Genomic DNA, 17,247 nt, shown 5'->3' with positions numbered 1-17,247 from the left:
ATTATTGTTAATTTAGATTAATAAATTATAAACTTTATACATTCATGAGTAACGATAAATATATACATTCTGATGTAGAGGATAAGATTTACTCTTATTGGGAAAAAAATGAATTATTCAAACCTAAAGAAAATTCAAAAAAATTTTCAATAGTTATACCCCCACCAAATGTGACTGGAAGTCTTCATATGGGTCATGCTTTGAATAATTCTATTCAAGATTTGTTAGTTCGTTATCACAGAATGAATAATTATGAAACTTTATGGCAACCAGGTACAGATCATGCAGGTATTGCTACTCAAGCTTTAGTCGAAAGAAAACTTACTGCTGAAAAAATTGATAAAAATGAAATTGGTAGAGACAAATTTATTGAAAAAGTTTGGGAATGGAAAGAGCAATATGGTGACATCATTATTAACCAATTAAAAAAACTTGGATGTTCTTGTGACTGGTCTCGTAATGCTTTTACAATGGATGAAAACCTTTCAAAATCAGTAATAAAAGTATTCGTTGATCTATATAATAAAGATTTAATCTACAAAGATAAAAAACTTGTAAATTGGGATACTGTTTTAAAAACTGCGATTTCTGATCTTGAAGTTGATCAAAGAGAAGTAAATTCAAAAATTTATTATATTAGGTATCCTATTGATGGAACCGAAGAATTTATAACAATTGCAACAACAAGACCTGAAACAATGTTGGGAGATACTGCAATTGCAGTTAATCCAAAAGATGATCGCTTTAAATCTTTTGTCGGCAAAAAAGTTACAATACCAATTGTTGGAAGAAAGATTAATATTATAGAAGATGATTATGCAGATCCTGAACAGGGAACTGGTGCACTAAAAATTACACCCGCGCATGATTTTAATGACTACGATGTAGGACAAAGAAATAATCTTGAAATTATAAATATATTTACTGAAGCTGGTAAAATTAACGAAAATGCGCCTAAAGAATATATAGGATTAGACAGATTTGAAGCAAGAAAGAGAATTTTAAAAGAACTAAAAGATAAAGATTTTTTTGTTAAAGAAGAAAATATAAAAAATAAGGTTCCATATGGGGATAGATCTAATTCTATTATTGAACCTTTCTTAACAGAACAATGGTTTGCTGATGCAGAAAAATTATCTGTTAAAGCAAAAGAAGTTGTTAATTCAAAAAAGACTAATTTCTTTCCTGAAAATTGGTCTAAGACTTATTTTCAATGGATGAACAATATAGAGCCCTGGTGTATTTCAAGACAACTTTGGTGGGGTCATCAGATACCTGCTTGGTATGGTCCTGACAAAAAGATATTTGTTGCTGAAGATGAAGATGATGCAAAATTATTAGCAAAAAAACATTATAAAAAAGATGTTGATTTAATTCGAGATCCTGATGTCTTAGATACATGGTTTTCATCTGGTCTTTGGCCATTTGCAACATTGGGTTGGCCAGACAATAAAGAGTATGTTGAAAAGTTTTATCCAACTTCAGTTTTAGTAACTGGTTTTGACATTATTTTTTTTTGGGTTGCTAGAATGATTATGTTTGGAACAGAATTTTTAAATAAAGAACCTTTTAAAGATATTTATGTTCATGCTTTAGTTAGAGATGAGAAGGGTCAAAAAATGTCAAAATCTAAAGGTAATGTTATTGATCCTTTAGATTTAATTGAAAAATATAGTGCCGATGCATTAAGATTTACTCTTCTTTCAATGGCATCTCCTGGTACTGATGTAAAACTTTCAGAAGACAGAGTTAAAGGATATAGAAATTTTTTGAATAAACTATGGAATGCTAATAATTTTTTAATCACAAATGAATGTGATTTTTCTGATATCGATAAAGTTCCAAATTTATCAGTTAATATCAATAAATGGATTTATGCAGAATTAATTGAAGCAAAATCTAAAATTGAGAAAAATTTAGAAGACTATAGATTTGACGAGGCAGCAAAAAATGCTTATCAATTTGCATGGCACTCTTATTGTGACTGGTATTTAGAATTATCTAAAACAATACTATTTTCGGATAATGAAGAAGCTAAATCTGAGGTTAAAAAAGTTTCAAGTTATATATTCAAGCAAATCTTAATTTTGTTACATCCTTTTATTCCATTTGTTACAGAGGAGATATGGCTTAAAAATAAATTTGATAATTCAAGCAAAGATTTTTTAATGCTTGCTAATTGGCCTTCTGGTAAAATCAATAAAGACTCTAATACAGAGCAAGTTGAAAATATTATAAGTATAATATCTGAAATTAGATCCTTTAAGAATGAACTTAATGTAAGCCCAGGTTCATTTATAGACATGTCTATCAATAATATAAATGATATCCAAAAAAAATTTATTAATGATAATGAAATTATCCTTAAAAAATTAGGAAGAATAAATAATATCCTTAATGATGACTTAGATAAACCAGCAGCAACTATGGTCGTTGCAGGTGATTTATTTAAGATTTATTTTGATAAAGATGTTGATTTAAAATTAATTAAAGAAAATTTAACTAGTAAACAAAATAGAATTCAGGAAGAAATGAACAAGATATCGCAAAGACTAGAAAACAAAAGTTTTGTAGATAGAGCACCAAAAGAGATTGTTGAACAAGAAAAAACTAATTATAATAATTTAAAGAATGATATTGATAAAATATTAGTAACTATGAAGGGAATATAATGGCAAAATTTAATAAAAAGAAACTTCCAAGCAGACATACATCATTAGGCGCAGATAGAGCTCCTCACAGGTCTTTTTATTATGCAATGGGTGAAACAGAAAAAGATGTATCAAAACCTTTTGTGGGTGTTGTTTCAACTTGGAACGAAGCTGCTCCTTGTAATATTGCTCTTATGAGACAAGCTCAATCAGTTAAAAAAGGTGTTAGAGCTAATGGTGGTACGCCAAGAGAATTTTGCACAATTACAGTTACAGATGGAATTGCAATGGGTCATGAAGGAATGAAAGCTTCTTTAATATCTAGAGAGGTGATAGCAGATTCTGCTGAACTTACTGTAAGAGGGCATTGCTATGATGCATTAGTTGGTATTGCTGGATGTGATAAATCTTTACCAGCGCTAATGATGTCGATGGTTAGATTAAATGTACCAAGTGTATTTATTTATGGCGGATCAATTCTTCCAGGAAGATATAAGGGAAAAGACGTAACAGTTGTTGATGTATTTGAGGCAGTTGGAAAACATTCGTCTGGTCAAATGTCTTCAGCAGAACTTAGAAAATTAGAATTAGTTGCATGTCCAAGTGCAGGTGCCTGTGGTGGTCAATTTACAGCAAATACGATGGCATGTGTATCAGAAGCTATTGGTTTAGCCTTGCCATATTCTGCTGGAACGCCAGCTCCATATGAAGAAAGAGATAAGTACGCTAAAGAAAGTGGAAAAACAGTAATGAATCTTTTAGCAAAAAAAATCAAACCTAGAGATATTGTTACAAAAAAAGCTTTAGAAAATGCTGCTACTATAGTTGCTGCTACAGGTGGATCTACTAATGCAGCATTACATCTACCTGCAATTGCTAATGAAGCTGGAATAAAATTTGATTTAATGGATGTGGCTAAAATTTTCAAAAAAACACCTTATCTTGCTGATTTGAAACCTGGTGGAAAATATGTTGCAAAAGATATGTGGTTAGCAGGCGGCGTACCAATGTTGTTAAAAACACTTTATGATGGAGGTTTTATTCATGGTGATTGTATGACCGTTACCGGAAAAACAATGAAGGAAAATTTAAAAGATATTAAATTTAATCCTAAACAAAAAGTTTTAAGAAAATATGATAATCCATTATCTCCAGATGGAGGAGTTGTTGGTTTAAAAGGAAATTTAGCTCCTGATGGTGGTATAGTTAAAATTGCTGGACTTAAGAAATTACAATTTACTGGTAAAGCAAGATGCTTTGATAATGAAGAAGCAGCTATGGACGCTGTCCAAAAACGTAAATATGAAGAAGGCGATGTAATTATAATCCGTTACGAAGGCCCTGTAGGAGGTCCTGGGATGAGAGAGATGCTATCTACAACAGGTGCAATTTATGGTCAGGGAATGGGTGAAAAAGTTGCTCTTATAACAGATGGAAGGTTCTCTGGAGCTACAAGAGGCTTTTGTGTGGGTCATGTAGGCCCTGAGGCGGCCCTAGGAGGCCCTATAGCTTTATTACGTAATGGAGATGTAATTGATATAGATGCTAAAAAAGGGACGATAAATGTAAGGCTTTCTAAAAAAGAATTAACTTTAAGAAAAAGAAAATGGAAACCAAGAAAATCAGATTTTGGATCAGGCACACTTTGGAAATACGCACAAACAGTAGGACCAGCTTATTTGGGCGCACCAACTCATCCTGGTAAGAAAAAAGAAGTTAAGGATTATTCAGAAATTTAATGAAGATACGACCGGTCATTTTATGTGGAGGTGCCGGAACAAGACTTTGGCCAAATTCTAAAAAACATCAAGCAAAACAATTTATTGATTTTGGAAATTGGACTTTACTGGGTAAAACTTTAGAGCGAACTAAAGTACCTATTTATGACTTCTCCAATTATAAGTACAAATAAAAAATACTTAAAACAAGTAAAACAACATCTTAAAAAAAATAAGATTAAAAAATATAAGATAGTTTTAGAACCTGCAAAAAGAAATACGGCTCCAGCTATATTAAGTACTGCCTTAATTAAAGATATTCCAAATGATCAACCATTGATGTTTTTTACAGCTGATCATTTAATTGAAAAAATGAGTGTGTTTAATAAAGCGATAAATAAAAATAAATCAAATTTAACTAATCAAAATATCTTCATATTCGGTATTAAACCTACATCACCTTCAAGTGAATACGGATATTTTGTTACTAAAAAGATTAAAGGAAACATTAATAAAGTAACTAAATTTATTGAAAAACCCAAAATCTCTAAAGCTAAACAGGTAATAAAACAAAAAGGTTATTGGAATTCAGGAATGTTTTTCCTTAGAAAAGACTCAATAATTAATAACTTTCAAAAAAACCAACCAATTATTTATAAAAACTGTGTAAATGCGGTTAAAAAAGCAAAACTAAAATCTAATACTTATTATTTAAACAAAACTTCATTTACCAAAGCTACAGCTAAATCATTTGACTATGCAATTTTAGAAAAAACAAAGCAAATTAATGCTATCAAACTAGATATACCCTGGTCAGATCTTGGAAGTTGGAAAGAAATTTTAAAAATGTATGACAAAAAAAAGAATAAATACATCAAGAAGAAGAATATCTTTTATCGACCATGGGGTAGGTACACAAATTTATTTGAAGGTAAAGATTTTTTGATTAAAGAGTTATTTGTAAAACCAAAAGGTATTTTAAGTTTACAGAAACATCATCATAGAGCTGAACATTGGCTAGTTACTCAAGGAAATCCCAAGATAACATTGAACAAAAATAGTTTTGTAAAAAAACCAAATGATCATATCTTTATTCCACTAGAGGCAATTCATAGAATTCAAAACCCTGGAAAAAAACCAGTCAAAATATTTGAAGCTCAAGTTGGATCAATTCTTAAAGAGACAGATATAGTTAGATTTGAAGATATTTATGGAAGGGTTAAATAAACTTACCTTTGAGTTGAAATCTTTATTGGTAAGTCTTTTGTTACATCAAATCTTTCTTTTTTAGTCACATCATCAATTTGTTCTGATTTTTTTTTCAAACACCACTCTTCATATAGTCTGCAGAATGTGTAAATTGCATTATATCTATCGATCATTATCACAGTATTTAATTCACTTTTTATTAAAAATTTAACATCATATAATTCTTTAATGTTAATTTTACTCAATACTTCTCTTGAGTTTGGGTTATAATAACCAGATTTATCTTCACAAGGTGTTTCTAAAATTTCATCAATATATTCTTTAAAAATTTTTCCCTTAACAAACTTTTCATCATAATTATTTGAATTTATGGTTTCGTATATTAATCTTCTCAATGGGGGTTGGTTTAGCTCTATCCACAAATTTAGAAGCTCAAAATATATCAATTCATATAATCTAATTTGAATTGGTTTGCCTCTAACAATTTTAGACCATTCAATAAATCTTCTAATCTCAATATCTTTTCTAATATTTTTCATTTTATCTAATTTTAGCCATCAGCTTTTAATTTAGTGTGTCCACAATTTTTACACTCAAGAGTTGTAATTCTATCTGTTGGATTAAATCCAAACTCAATATTTATTGTTTTGTATCTGTGTAATCCAAGAAAACACAGTAATTTTACCAATTTTAAAATCATAATTTTGACACTTTAAATTGTTAATTTATAAAATTGATCGTCAGCCTAAAGCTGAATTAGTGCGGGACTTAAACAGATCATACCGTAGACGCAAAACTAAAGCAAAAAATAATTCAGTTTTTTTTCTTATTTACTTAAGAGCACTTTTTTTAACCCTTTTTTAAAATTAATTTTTTTTTAAATTCTGATTGTTTTAATTTTATTTATGCTATGATTATTCAATATGAAGGAGTTTAAAGAGCTCATCAAAAAACACAAAAAAATTGAATTAGCAATTAAGCATTTTACAAAATTAAGAATGAATGACAGAGCTTTTTCTTCTTGGGAAAAACTAAGAAAATTAAAAAAAGAAAAACTAAAATTAAAAGAGTTAGTTTCTAAATTCAAGAAATAATATCTTAAAAAAAAATACTAAAATTATACATTTCATGGTCGTATTAGATATTTCTAACACGACCATAATTAGATTTATTTAAAACCAATTATTTGGAATAATAATGTAGTGAATTGCTAAAACAATTCCTACAGACACACTTAATCCAAAGATCATTTTAATAAAGTCTTTTCCAATTAATGGGAAGACGTATTTGAATTTGTACTCTTTATTCATAGTTGATATAGCAAGTTCTCTACCACATAATAAACCTACAAATACCCATGTTGTAGACATTGGAAGGTCATTAAGTTCTTTAAAGTAGTATAGTACCGCAGCATAAATAACATTTATTATTGTTGCTGATCTCGCATATCTTGTTCCAGTTTTATCTAAAACAACTTTTTGTATTGGTCCACCATGAATATAAAATATGTAGAACAATAATGCTGTAAAGTACGCTAGAACAATTAATAGTAAAGTTACATCTAGTTGTCTTGGGAGATAAACTGCAATATTTGCTACGTCGTGAGATAACCAAACCCACCATAACCAACCAGAAGTCACCCAAACTGAGTTTCTCCAAAATCCTATCCATTTATCTTCAACTTCATCAAATTTTTCATTGATAAACTTTGATACTACTATCCAAGCTAAATACGCGACTACAGCAGCCAGGCCATAACCCACAACACTTTTCATTAGCATTTTCTCCAATACTACAGTGGATGCAAATGCTGAAAGTACTAAGAAGGTTGTAGATACTGGTATACCGACTCTAGTAAGTACTAAAAGAATAGCAGGAGCTACTGCGTGGTACCATTGAATTTCTTGAAATGGTATTCTGTTAAGCCTGCCGTATGATATATCACCATCATACGAATACCACCCCCATGTAATAGCTATAGCCATTACTACAGATGCTGAACCAGCAAGAGTGTACCATTTAAACCATTTTTGTTTAGACGCTATAAAAGTACCTAGCGTTTGTATTGAATCATTTGCAATAACGCTATAACCAGCTAATGCAAAGCCGACGATCGTATATATTGTTGTCAGTTCCATTTCTTTCCTATTTTTTTCGTTTACTTTATTGTTTTCCGTTTCGAACGATTCTTATTCTTGATGACGATTTAATAGGTGTGAGGAAATTTATCTATAATTAAATTTATTATATTTTTTTTAGATGAGTTGATTCATCGATATTTATAATAAAAAAAACATAAGTCCACAGTAAGAATATAGAAGTTTTTAAAGGATTAGCTGATTCATTAGCAATATATTATCTTTAAAATTTGTCTACTTAAAATTTACAAATATAAGTTGTATTTTAGTACAATTACAAAACTACTGACTTAACAATCTTTAAATGACAAAGACATATTCTTTATTAAATCAAAATATAAATTTTTACCTGGATCTAAAGTTGCACCTAATGGATCCAAAACACCTGTTTTTATCTTCATATCTTTTGCTACAGCGTTGATTATGTCAGGATTAAATTGAGGCTCAGAAAACACGCAAGCAACTTTATCATGTTCAATAATTTCTCTGATTTCTGCTAATTGTTCGGCACCGGGCATTACATCGGGGTTAACAGTAAACGCTCCAAGAATATTTACATTAAATCTTTGTTCAAAATATTGATATGCATCATGAAAAACTATAGATGACACACTTTTGTTTAATTCAGTCATCACTTGGATTATAAGAGTATCAATTTCTTTAAGTGCTTTTTTTAAATTATTTTTATATTTAGATGCATTTTCAGTATCATTTTCGATCAAATGTTCAGCCATTTCATTTAAGATTACTTTAGCATTCATTGGATCTAACCAAATGTGAGAGTCATAATCTCCGTGTGCATGATCATCGTGATCATCATGGTCGTGGTCGTCGTGATCATCTTCTTTTTTAGCGTGATCATCATGGTCGTGGTCGTCGTGATCATCTTCTTTTTTAGCGTGATCATCATGATTGTGCTCATCAAAAATATTTCTTTCCCTGAACTTTAATACGTTCAATCCTTTAACTTCTATTAATTCGATTTTTTCGGCTTTTTTTGCTATTGAGCTCAATGGTTTTTTTAGAAAATTTTCCATGCTTTCACCAACCCAGAATATAATATCTGCATTTTGTAACATTTTTGCATGAGATGGTTTCATGGAAAATGCGTGAGGAGACGCATAGCCATTTACAATTAAACTTGGTTTTCCAACCCCATCCATAAGATAACTTGCTAAAGAATGGATAGGTTTTATTGATGTAACTACTTTAATTTCAGCACTAGCTGATGTAAAGAATGTTAACATTGATAAAATTGATAATATTAAGGGTAATTTTTTGATATTTTTCATAATAAGTAATTTAATTAGTTGTTATAATATAACAGTATGTAATAATATAACATATATAAGTCAAGATATAAATGAACTCAGATAAAAATATATTAGTTGAACTAAATAAAGTTGGTTTTAAACAAAATAATAAATGGTTAGTTGAAGGTGTTTCGTTAAAAGTTGAGAAGGGAAAGATTGTTACTTTAATTGGCCCAAATGGGTCTGGCAAAAGTACTACAGCAAAAATTGCATTAGGTATTTACAAAAATATTGCGGGAAGTGTTGAAAAATTTACAAACAAAGTTGGTTATGTTCCTCAGAAAATTTCTATAGATTGGACCTTGCCACTAAGAGTGTATGATTTTATGCTTTTAACTGAAGATATTAAAGACGAAGCAATAAATGAAGCTTTAACTCTAACTGGAGTTAGTCATCTTAAAAATGAAAATTTAGGAAATTTATCAGGTGGAGAATTTCAAAGAGTTTTGATTGCAAGAGCAATTTCAAAAAAACCAGAATTATTAGTTCTAGATGAACCAGTTCAAGGCGTTGATTATACTGGAGAGATAGCGTTATATGAGTTGATCAAAAAAATTTCAGATACTTTAAATTGTGGAATTTTATTAATTTCCCATGATTTGCATACTGTTATGACAGCAACTGATCATGTTGTTTGCTTGAATGGTCATGTATGTTGTTCAGGTACACCAATGGATGTTGCTAAAAATAATGAGTACAAAACTTTATTTGGTGAACAAGCCTCTCAAATTCTATCTGTTTATGAGCACAAACATGACCATGTTCATTCAGATGAGGGTCAAATAAAGAAAAATTAATATGTTAGATGATTTTTTCATAAGAGCTTTAATAGCTGGAATAGGAGTTGCGTTGGTAACGGGCCCACTAGGCTGTTTTGTAGTATGGAGAAGATTGTCTTATTTTGGCGATACACTATCTCATTCAGCCTTATTAGGAGTTACAATAGCTTATTCTTTTGAGCTTAATATTGCGCTTTCAGTATTCATAATTTCATCTGTAGTTGCATTAATATTAATTCAGCTTCAGAAAAAAACCAATCTACCTGGAGACGCTTTGTTGGGTCTTTTGGCACATTCTTCTTTGGCTGTTGGATTAGTTGTAATTGGTTTTTTAACCTTTATTCGTTTCGACATAATGGGTCTTTTATTTGGTGACATATTAGCCGTAACAACTAATGACTTAATTATTATATGGACAGGTGGAGCATTAATTTTATTTGTACTTAAATTGATTTGGAAACCTTTGTTCGCATCTACGGTAAATTATGAATTAGCAGAAGCAGAAGGATTAAACCCTGATAGATCAAAAGCTATATTTACTATTCTGATGGCTGCTGTCATTGCTATATCAATTAAAATGGTTGGTTTATTATTAATAACTGGAATGTTAATTATACCAGCTGCAATGGCCAGAAATATTTCAGATAGTCCAAAGAAAATGGTTTTATACTCAATTATTGGTGGTCTTTTATCAGTAATATTGGGTTTATTTTCTTCATTAGAATTTAATACGTCATCTGGACCTTCAATAATTATGGCTGCTTTAGTTTTATTTATATTGTCTTTACTTAATATTAAACAATCGATTAAATTGAAAAATTAACAACTAATTGATAAGAATTTGTATATGCAAAAAGAACACAATCTTTCTAAAAACCAAAAAATCATTTTTGATATAATTGATAAATCTGGCGAGCCGATGAAAGCTTATTCAATCCTGTTTAATGTTCAAAAAGAAGGTATTAAAGCTCCATTACAAGTTTACAGAGCGTTAGATAAATTAGTAGAAATTGGAAAGATCCATAAGATTGAAAGTAGAAATGCTTTTATAGCTTGTCAAAATTCTAATTGTCAAATTTCTAAAGCAACAGCATTCTCAATTTGTGAAAATTGTGAAAATGTTTCTGAAATAAGCAATTCAAAGCTTTCAAAATATTTATCAAACTTTACGGATGAAACTGGAATGAAATACAGCAAGTATAATTTAGAATTTTTTGGTTTATGTAAAAATTGTAAGACTAAATAAATGAGTAATATTTCTTTATCCTTGGATGAAATTTTTGAATTAGCAAAAAGAACGCTAATAGCTAATGGATGTAATGATGAAACTGCAACTATTTTATCAAATCTAATTAGAAATGCAGAAAGAGATGGATCTGTATCCCATGGCTTATTTAGGTTACCCGCATATGTAAGCGGTCTTAAGAGTGGAAAGATAGACGGTAAAGGAAAACCTGAAATTAATAAAGTTTCTTCATCTGTAATTAAAGTTCAGGGCAATAATTGCTTAGCTCCAGTTGTTTTGAACAAAGGTTTACCTGAATTATCTAAAGCTGCGAAAGAAAATGGTGTTGCCGTTTTAGCTATTAATAATTCACATCATATGGCTGCTATGTGGCCTGAAACTGAAATGTTAGCAGATGATGGTTTAGTTGCTTTTGCCTGCACATCATACAAGCCTGCTGTTGCTCCTGCTGGAGCAATCAAACCCTTATTTGGTACTAACCCAATTTCATTTGCATGGCCTAGACCCGGAAAAACTCCTGTTGTCTACGATATGGCCACTGCCTCAATGGCAATGGGTGAAGTACAAGTCGCAAAAAGAGAAGGGCATAAAGTTCCACTTGGTACAGGCTTAACTAAAGATGGCAAAGAAACAACTGATCCAGGTGAAATAGCAGACGGAGGTGTATTGTTGCCTTTTGGTGGATATAAAGGTTCTGCAATTGCAATGATGGTTGAATTACTTGCGGGTGCTTTAGTTGGAGATAATTTTAGTTACGAGACTGCTGCAAAAGATAATAATGATGGTGGACCACCTAGTGGAGGCGAATTTATTTTAGCTATTTGTCCTGATAAAACAGCTGGAACAACTTGGCAAAAACATGCTGAAGAATTTTTTGAAAAAATGAAATCAATGGGTGAAGTTAGATTGCCTGGTGAAAGAAGACATAAAAATAGACAGGATACAGGTCCTAGAAATATCAATGAGGATTTGGTTAATAAAATAAAGTCTCTAAGCTAGTTTAATTTCAATAGGCGTGTGATCTGAGGGTTTTTCTCTTCCACGAGGATCTTTATTAATATTAATATCTTTTATATTATCGATAAGAGAGTTTGAAACTAAGAAGTGGTCAATTCTCATACCATTATTTTTTTGCCAAGCACCTCTCATATAATCCCAAAATGTATATCCCTCTTTATCTTCATTAAAGTGTCTATAAACATCATTAAAACCAAGATTTAACATTTCTCTAAATTTTTTTCTAATTTCAAGTCTATACAAAGCGTCGTCTTCAAAGCTTTTAACGTTATAAACATCTTCAGCAGCAGGGATAACATTAAAGTCTCCAGCTAAAATGATGTTTTGATTTTTTTTAGATAAAGTTTTTAGTTGCTTGATAAGTTGATCCATCCAATTTTTTTTATAATCATATTTTTCAGTATCAACTGGATTACCATTAGGTGTATAGATATTTATTAATTGAATAACTTTTTTTTTATATTCTATTTCTGCAGAAATTATTCTTGATTGTTTTAACTTATCTTTGATTAAATCAGTTCTGACATTATTTAACTTTCCTTTAGATAAGATGGCAACACCATTATAGCTTTTTTGACCAAAAACATGACTTTCATAATCCATGGAGGCAAAATCATCATATGGAAAATTAACATCTTCAGTTTTTATTTCTTGCATCATTAAAACGTCAGGTTTGTATTTTAGTAGATAGCTTTTGATATTTTCTATTCTGGCTCTTACTGAGTTAACATTCCAAGATGAGATAATCATTAAAGTGAGAATGAAACACCACAACCACAAGAAGATTTGGTTTGTGGATTAGAAATTTTAAAAGACTCACCAATAAGCTCAGATACATAATCAACCTCAGAACCTTTTAATAAATCTGCTGAAGTTTTGTCAATTAAGATGTTTTCAAAATTTAAATCATCGTCATTTTTAGATTTTTCAAATGTAAATTCATATTGAAAACCCGAACATCCTCCGCCCTTAATAGCGATTCTAAAAAATGATCCATCATCTTTTTTAGATAATAAATTTGCTATCTGTTTTAGAGCATTATCTGTAAATTTAATTTCTTTAATCATGTCTGAACACTGATATTACTAATATAATACTTAATTATTTAAATTAAAGGATGAAAAAACACACTTTGTTAGGCGTATTCAAAAGTAAGGGTAGACTTAGTAAAGAGCCCACTTCAAAGTATCGATCACCCTTTCAAAGAGATAGAGATAGAATTATCCATAGTGCATCGTTTAGAAGGCTGAAACATAAAACACAAGTATTTGTAAATACGGAGGGAGATCATTTCAGAACAAGAATTACCCATTCTATTGAGGTTGCTCAAATAGCAAGATCTGTTGCTAAATATTTAAATTTAAATGAAGATTTAGCTGAAACATTAAGTCTTGCTCACGATTTAGGTCACACACCTTTTGGCCATGCTGGTGAAGACGCTTTAAACGAGTGTATGGAAAATTATGGTGGTTTTGATCATAATCTGCAAACATTAAGAATAGTTATGTTCTTAGAGAATAAGTATTTTAAATTTAAAGGTCTTAATTTATCTATTGAAACATTAGAAGGGTTGTTAAAACATAACGGACCTGTCGAAGATACAAACTTAGTAAATAGCTTAATTGGATTAAAGGTATTTAAAGGAAAGATTAATTTTAACACTTACGCATCTTTAGAATCTCAAATTTCAGCAATTTCTGATGATATTGCTTATAATAATCATGATATACAAGATGGAATTAAAGCTAATTTGTTTAAATTAGAAGAACTTGTTGAAATAGATTTTTTTAAATCGATTTATCTTAAGTATAAAAATAAAATAAATAAAAGAAATTATAAGATTGCCACTTATCAAATAATTAGAGACTCAATTGATTTAATGATAAGGGATTTGCTATCTAACACACAAAAAAATTTAAAAGAGTTAAAAATCAAATCTGTAAATGATGTCAACAAAGCAGATCAATTAGTAGTCAATCTTTCAGATAAATTGCAGAATTCAGAAAGAGAAATTAGATTATTTTTAAGAACTAAAATGTACAATAATAAATCAGTCCTAAGAAAAAACCAAAGAGGTAAAGTGATCATTAAAAAATTATTTAGTATAATTAAATCTAATCCTAAAAAATTTCTTTCAAAAGATCAATTGACTAGTGATAAATTTAGAGCTATTTCAGATTTTATTTCAGGTATGACGGATCGTTATGCTATTAACCTATATAATAATTATAAATGAATATCTTTGAATCATACCTAGACCAAATTAAATTAATTTTGATTAATCTTAGCAAACAAGGAGAGTTACTTATACCAGAAACTTTTAATGGAATTAATGCTGAAATTCCACCAGTTCAATTTGATTGTGATATATCGACCAATGTAGCAATGGTACTTTCAAAATTAAATAAAAGATCACCAATAGACATAGCTGAACAAATATCTCCCATTATTAAAGATAAAGATTCATTAATCCAAAATATAACAATTGTGAAACCAGGTTTTATCAATATTAAGTTTAAACCTTTATTTTGGACAAATTTTATTCAAGAAATTATTACTAACGAAAAAAACTTTGGTGTTAATCAAAAAGAAAAAAAGCTGAATTATTTAATAGAATTTGTTTCAGCTAACCCAACAGGACCCCTCCATGTCGGTCATTGTCGTGGAGCTATATTGGGTGATGTAATCTCAAATGTATTAATCTTTAACCATCATAAAGTTACTAAAGAATATTATGTCAATGATTATGGAAATCAGATTATTAATTTTACTAAATCTGTTTTTGCCAGAATACGTGAGATTAAATTTAATGAAAAATTTCCAATTGATAATTCCGATCTATATCCTGGAGACTATCTAGTTGATTTTGCAAAAAATATTATTTCCTCCAATTCTGAATTAAATTTTGATAATTATGAAAATATAAGTGAAAGATTAACTGAATTATCAATAGAACAAGCCTTATTATTAATCAAAAAAAATCTAAAAAGTCTTGGAATTAAACATAACAATTTTGTTAGCGAGAAAAATATTGTTTTAGATAAAGAAGTTGAAAATGTAATAAAATTTTTGGAAGTTAATAATTTTGTCTATAAAGGTAAAATTAAAGCACCGGCTGGGGAAGATAAGAAGGATTGGGTAGAAAGAGAGCAATTATTGTTCAGATCAACAGATTTCGGTGATGATAAGGACAGGGCTTTGCAAAAATCTGATGGTACCTGGACTTATTTTGCAAGTGATGTTGCCTACCATAAAAATAAAGTTGATCGTAAATTTGATTATCTAATTAATATACTTGGTGCAGATCATGCTGGTTATATAAAAAGAATTTCTTCTTCAGTAGAAGCTCTTTCAGGAAAAAAAAATAAATTAATTTGTAAAATTAGTCAGCTTGTAAAATTAATTAAAGACAACAAACCTTTTAAAATGTCAAAAAGAAAAGGCGATTATATTACAGTTGATGATTTAATTGAGGAAGTTGGTAAAGATGCAACTAGATTTATTATGTTAAACAGAAGTAGTGATGTGGAGCTAGATTTTGATTTTGATGCTGTCAAAGAAAAATCTAAAGATAACCCGCTATACTATGTTCAATATTGTTATGCTAGAATTTCATCTGTATTTCGGCATTTGGAGAGAGATTTAGAAAAAGATATTAATATAGATAATTTTAAATTCGAATATTCTGTTGATGAAATTAAAATTTTAAAGAAGATATCTGAGTGGCCAAAATGTATTGATGCATCTAGCACAAAACTAGAACCTCATCGAATACCAATTTACTTATATGAGCTTGCTGCTGAATTTCATTCTTATTGGAATCTTGGAAAACAATTTCCAGAAAAACGATTTATCAATGATCAAAAAAATATCTCCCAAGATAAATTAGTTTTTTTAAAAGCAATTGCAAATGTAATTAAATCAGGAATGGATATAGTTGGTGTTGCTTCTCCAACTAAAATGTAATGTTAAAAGAGATTAAGTATTTAATATTTATAACAATTATTATAATATTTCTTTTTTTCACGGGAAAATATTATTTCTCAAATGATAATATCAAAAATTCTTATAGATCTTACAAAAATATTAATCAGAAAATTAAGGATTATTCAAAAAATTTACCTTTATTAAGAAATGATACAGATAATGTCATTGAATATGTGAAACAGACAGACAAAAAAAAGAAAAAAAAATTTAACTTTTGGAAATTATTAGAAAATGATTAAAAATAGAAGAGCTATAATCGTTGGTATTAAATCTTACAAGTTATCAAGTAATGAAAAAAAATTTTTAATTAAATACAAACCTTGGGGCGTGATATTGTTTTTAAGAAATATTAAATCTATCAAACAAACCAAAGTTTTAACAGATAGTATAAAAAAGATATTTAAAGATAAGAATTATCCAATATTAATTGATCAAGAGGGTGGAAGAGTAAATAGATTAAGTAATATTATTTCTTTTGACAGCTTAACATCTGAATATTTTGGCAATCTTTATGAAAAAGATAAAATGAAATTTGATATTATTTATAAATTATTTATTGATAAAACATCTCACTTATTAAAGTTAATAGGGGCAAACATTAATACTGTGCCTGTTTTAGATCTTAGAATTAAAGGATCTAGTAATATAATTGGTAATCGATCTTTTTCAAAAAAAGCAAAAATAGTCTCTAAGTTGGGTGATTTATGTATAAAATTATTTCAAGAAAATTCGATTGGAACAATAATAAAGCATATACCGGGACATGGCTTAGCTAAAGTTGACAGTCATAATTTTACTCCTGTAGTTGATAAATCCCTTAATTATCTAAAGAAATATGATTTTAGTGTTTTTAAAAAAAAGAACTGTTTTTTTGCAATGACAGCTCACGTTATTTATAGAAATATTGATAAGTTAAATACAGCAACTCAATCAAAAAAAGTGATTAATCATATTAGGAATTCAATCGGTTTCAAAAACATTATAATTTCAGACGATCTTTCAATGAAGAGCTTAAAAGAGACCATGAAAGACAATACTATTAAATCTTTTAAAGCTGGATGTAATATAGTTCTTCATTGCAATAGTAACCTCAATGAAATGAAGATAGTTGCTGAAAATTCACCCTTGATAAGTAGCTTTATAATTAAAAAAACATCACAATTTTATAAAATTTTAAGTTAATATTTGT

Annotated in this window: 17 protein-coding genes and 1 pseudogene; 12 read left to right on the top strand and 6 right to left on the bottom strand. The window is 29.3% G+C overall.

Going from position 1 to position 17,247, the window contains the following annotated elements; genetic code table 11:
• Positions 1 to 44: 44 nt before the first annotated feature.
• The 3 genes and pseudogenes from ACIJYH_RS03540 (at position 45) to ACIJYH_RS03530 (ending at position 5,596) form a co-directional block, all read left to right on the top strand.
• Positions 45 to 2,672 (top strand): valine--tRNA ligase, encoded by a 2,628-nt coding sequence (locus ACIJYH_RS03540; RefSeq protein ID WP_435164149.1) that lies wholly within the window; start codon positions 45 to 47, stop codon positions 2,670 to 2,672.
• On the top strand, positions 2,672 to 4,390 hold the full coding sequence (gene ilvD / locus ACIJYH_RS03535) for a dihydroxy-acid dehydratase (protein WP_435164146.1): 1,719 nt from the start codon (positions 2,672 to 2,674) through the stop codon (positions 4,388 to 4,390). Before ACIJYH_RS03540 ends, ilvD begins: the two co-directional genes overlap by 1 nt.
• Positions 4,390 to 5,596, top strand: a pseudogene (locus ACIJYH_RS03530) (sugar phosphate nucleotidyltransferase). The gene ilvD and the pseudogene ACIJYH_RS03530 overlap by 1 nt, the downstream one beginning before the upstream one ends.
• Positions 5,597 to 5,598: 2 nt before the next feature.
• Here the strand turns inward: ACIJYH_RS03530 and ACIJYH_RS03525 are convergent.
• Both ACIJYH_RS03525 and ACIJYH_RS03520 read right to left on the bottom strand, forming a co-directional pair.
• Entirely contained in the window at positions 5,599 to 6,117 is a 519-nt protein-coding gene (locus ACIJYH_RS03525; protein WP_435164143.1) for a hypothetical protein, read from the bottom strand.
• Positions 6,118 to 6,128: 11 nt separating this feature from the next.
• The gene (locus ACIJYH_RS03520; protein ID WP_435089192.1) at positions 6,129 to 6,278 is read right to left on the bottom strand and encodes a hypothetical protein; all 150 of its coding nucleotides are present in this window, start codon (positions 6,276 to 6,278) and stop codon (positions 6,129 to 6,131) included.
• Positions 6,279 to 6,501: 223 nt separating this feature from the next.
• Here ACIJYH_RS03520 and ACIJYH_RS03515 point away from each other — a divergent pair, with 223 nt between their 5' ends.
• The gene (locus ACIJYH_RS03515; RefSeq protein WP_435084866.1) at positions 6,502 to 6,672 is read left to right on the top strand and encodes a hypothetical protein; all 171 of its coding nucleotides are present in this window, start codon (positions 6,502 to 6,504) and stop codon (positions 6,670 to 6,672) included.
• 78 nt (positions 6,673 to 6,750) lie between these two features.
• On the opposite strand, the gene ACIJYH_RS03510 is transcribed toward ACIJYH_RS03515, so the two are convergent.
• A complete protein-coding gene (locus ACIJYH_RS03510; protein WP_435089190.1) occupies positions 6,751 to 7,716 on the bottom strand; it encodes a hypothetical protein in 966 nt (321 codons plus the stop codon).
• A 290-nt stretch (positions 7,717 to 8,006) separates the two neighbouring features.
• Entirely contained in the window at positions 8,007 to 9,008 is a 1,002-nt protein-coding gene (gene znuA / locus ACIJYH_RS03505) for a zinc ABC transporter substrate-binding protein ZnuA (protein ID WP_435164140.1), read from the bottom strand.
• A 71-nt stretch (positions 9,009 to 9,079) separates the two neighbouring features.
• Between znuA and ACIJYH_RS03500 the strand changes: the two genes are divergently transcribed.
• The 4 genes from ACIJYH_RS03500 to ACIJYH_RS03485 are packed head-to-tail and all read left to right on the top strand — an operon-like array spanning position 9,080 to position 12,053.
• The gene (locus tag ACIJYH_RS03500) at positions 9,080 to 9,826 is read left to right on the top strand and encodes an ATP-binding cassette domain-containing protein (RefSeq protein ID WP_435164137.1); all 747 of its coding nucleotides are present in this window, start codon (positions 9,080 to 9,082) and stop codon (positions 9,824 to 9,826) included.
• Position 9,827: 1 nt separating this feature from the next.
• On the top strand, positions 9,828 to 10,631 hold the full coding sequence (locus ACIJYH_RS03495; protein WP_435098691.1) for a metal ABC transporter permease: 804 nt from the start codon (positions 9,828 to 9,830) through the stop codon (positions 10,629 to 10,631).
• Between the two features lie 24 nt (positions 10,632 to 10,655).
• Entirely contained in the window at positions 10,656 to 11,054 is a 399-nt protein-coding gene (locus ACIJYH_RS03490; protein WP_435089184.1) for a Fur family transcriptional regulator, read from the top strand.
• Positions 11,055 to 12,053 (top strand): Ldh family oxidoreductase, encoded by a 999-nt coding sequence (locus ACIJYH_RS03485; protein ID WP_435164134.1) that lies wholly within the window; start codon positions 11,055 to 11,057, stop codon positions 12,051 to 12,053.
• On the opposite strand, the gene xth is transcribed toward ACIJYH_RS03485, so the two are convergent.
• Both xth and ACIJYH_RS03475 read right to left on the bottom strand, forming a co-directional pair.
• Positions 12,045 to 12,821, bottom strand: coding sequence for an exodeoxyribonuclease III (gene xth, locus ACIJYH_RS03480; RefSeq protein ID WP_435164131.1), 777 nt, complete (start codon positions 12,819 to 12,821; stop codon positions 12,045 to 12,047). The two genes, ACIJYH_RS03485 and xth, sit on opposite strands and share 9 nt — an antisense overlap.
• Positions 12,821 to 13,138: a HesB/IscA family protein gene (locus ACIJYH_RS03475; RefSeq protein WP_435098682.1), complete on the bottom strand. Its 318-nt coding sequence runs from the start codon at positions 13,136 to 13,138 to the stop codon at positions 12,821 to 12,823. The genes xth and ACIJYH_RS03475 overlap by 1 nt, the downstream gene beginning before the upstream one ends.
• Positions 13,139 to 13,188: 50 nt before the next feature.
• On the opposite strand from ACIJYH_RS03475, the gene ACIJYH_RS03470 reads away from it, so the two are divergent.
• The 4 genes from ACIJYH_RS03470 to ACIJYH_RS03455 are packed head-to-tail and all read left to right on the top strand — an operon-like array spanning position 13,189 to position 17,240.
• Complete coding sequence (locus tag ACIJYH_RS03470) at positions 13,189 to 14,307, top strand: deoxyguanosinetriphosphate triphosphohydrolase (RefSeq protein WP_435164128.1); 1,119 nt, start codon at positions 13,189 to 13,191, stop codon at positions 14,305 to 14,307.
• Positions 14,304 to 16,037 (top strand): arginine--tRNA ligase, encoded by a 1,734-nt coding sequence (gene argS, locus ACIJYH_RS03465; RefSeq protein ID WP_435164125.1) that lies wholly within the window; start codon positions 14,304 to 14,306, stop codon positions 16,035 to 16,037. The genes ACIJYH_RS03470 and argS overlap by 4 nt, the downstream gene beginning before the upstream one ends.
• Positions 16,037 to 16,297, top strand: coding sequence for a hypothetical protein (locus ACIJYH_RS03460; RefSeq protein ID WP_435164122.1), 261 nt, complete (start codon positions 16,037 to 16,039; stop codon positions 16,295 to 16,297). Before argS ends, ACIJYH_RS03460 begins: the two co-directional genes overlap by 1 nt.
• A complete protein-coding gene (locus tag ACIJYH_RS03455; protein WP_435164119.1) occupies positions 16,290 to 17,240 on the top strand; it encodes a glycoside hydrolase family 3 N-terminal domain-containing protein in 951 nt (316 codons plus the stop codon). Before ACIJYH_RS03460 ends, ACIJYH_RS03455 begins: the two co-directional genes overlap by 8 nt.
• Positions 17,241 to 17,247: the final 7 nt, after the last annotated feature.

The sequence above is a fragment of the Candidatus Pelagibacter bacterium nBUS_25 genome, from assembly GCF_051200975.1.
GTDB lineage: Bacteria > Pseudomonadota > Alphaproteobacteria > Pelagibacterales > Pelagibacteraceae > Pelagibacter.
Note: the sequence above shows the minus strand (reverse complement) of the source record. Positions and strands in the feature narration are given on the sequence as shown.

Coding starts and splice junctions, on each gene's coding strand:
- ACIJYH_RS03540 (WP_435164149.1), top strand. CDS start 45: ATGAGTAACGATAAATATATACATTCTGATGTAGAGGATAAGATTTAC.
- ilvD (WP_435164146.1), top strand. CDS start 2,672: ATGGCAAAATTTAATAAAAAGAAACTTCCAAGCAGACATACATCATTA.
- ACIJYH_RS03525 (WP_435164143.1), bottom strand. CDS start 6,117: ATGAAAAATATTAGAAAAGATATTGAGATTAGAAGATTTATTGAATGG.
- ACIJYH_RS03520 (WP_435089192.1), bottom strand. CDS start 6,278: ATGATTTTAAAATTGGTAAAATTACTGTGTTTTCTTGGATTACACAGA.
- ACIJYH_RS03515 (WP_435084866.1), top strand. CDS start 6,502: ATGAAGGAGTTTAAAGAGCTCATCAAAAAACACAAAAAAATTGAATTA.
- ACIJYH_RS03510 (WP_435089190.1), bottom strand. CDS start 7,716: ATGGAACTGACAACAATATATACGATCGTCGGCTTTGCATTAGCTGGT.
- znuA (WP_435164140.1), bottom strand. CDS start 9,008: ATGAAAAATATCAAAAAATTACCCTTAATATTATCAATTTTATCAATG.
- ACIJYH_RS03500 (WP_435164137.1), top strand. CDS start 9,080: ATGAACTCAGATAAAAATATATTAGTTGAACTAAATAAAGTTGGTTTT.
- ACIJYH_RS03495 (WP_435098691.1), top strand. CDS start 9,828: ATGTTAGATGATTTTTTCATAAGAGCTTTAATAGCTGGAATAGGAGTT.
- ACIJYH_RS03490 (WP_435089184.1), top strand. CDS start 10,656: ATGCAAAAAGAACACAATCTTTCTAAAAACCAAAAAATCATTTTTGAT.
- ACIJYH_RS03485 (WP_435164134.1), top strand. CDS start 11,055: ATGAGTAATATTTCTTTATCCTTGGATGAAATTTTTGAATTAGCAAAA.
- xth (WP_435164131.1), bottom strand. CDS start 12,821: ATGATTATCTCATCTTGGAATGTTAACTCAGTAAGAGCCAGAATAGAA.
- ACIJYH_RS03475 (WP_435098682.1), bottom strand. CDS start 13,138: ATGATTAAAGAAATTAAATTTACAGATAATGCTCTAAAACAGATAGCA.
- ACIJYH_RS03470 (WP_435164128.1), top strand. CDS start 13,189: ATGAAAAAACACACTTTGTTAGGCGTATTCAAAAGTAAGGGTAGACTT.
- argS (WP_435164125.1), top strand. CDS start 14,304: ATGAATATCTTTGAATCATACCTAGACCAAATTAAATTAATTTTGATT.
- ACIJYH_RS03460 (WP_435164122.1), top strand. CDS start 16,037: ATGTTAAAAGAGATTAAGTATTTAATATTTATAACAATTATTATAATA.
- ACIJYH_RS03455 (WP_435164119.1), top strand. CDS start 16,290: ATGATTAAAAATAGAAGAGCTATAATCGTTGGTATTAAATCTTACAAG.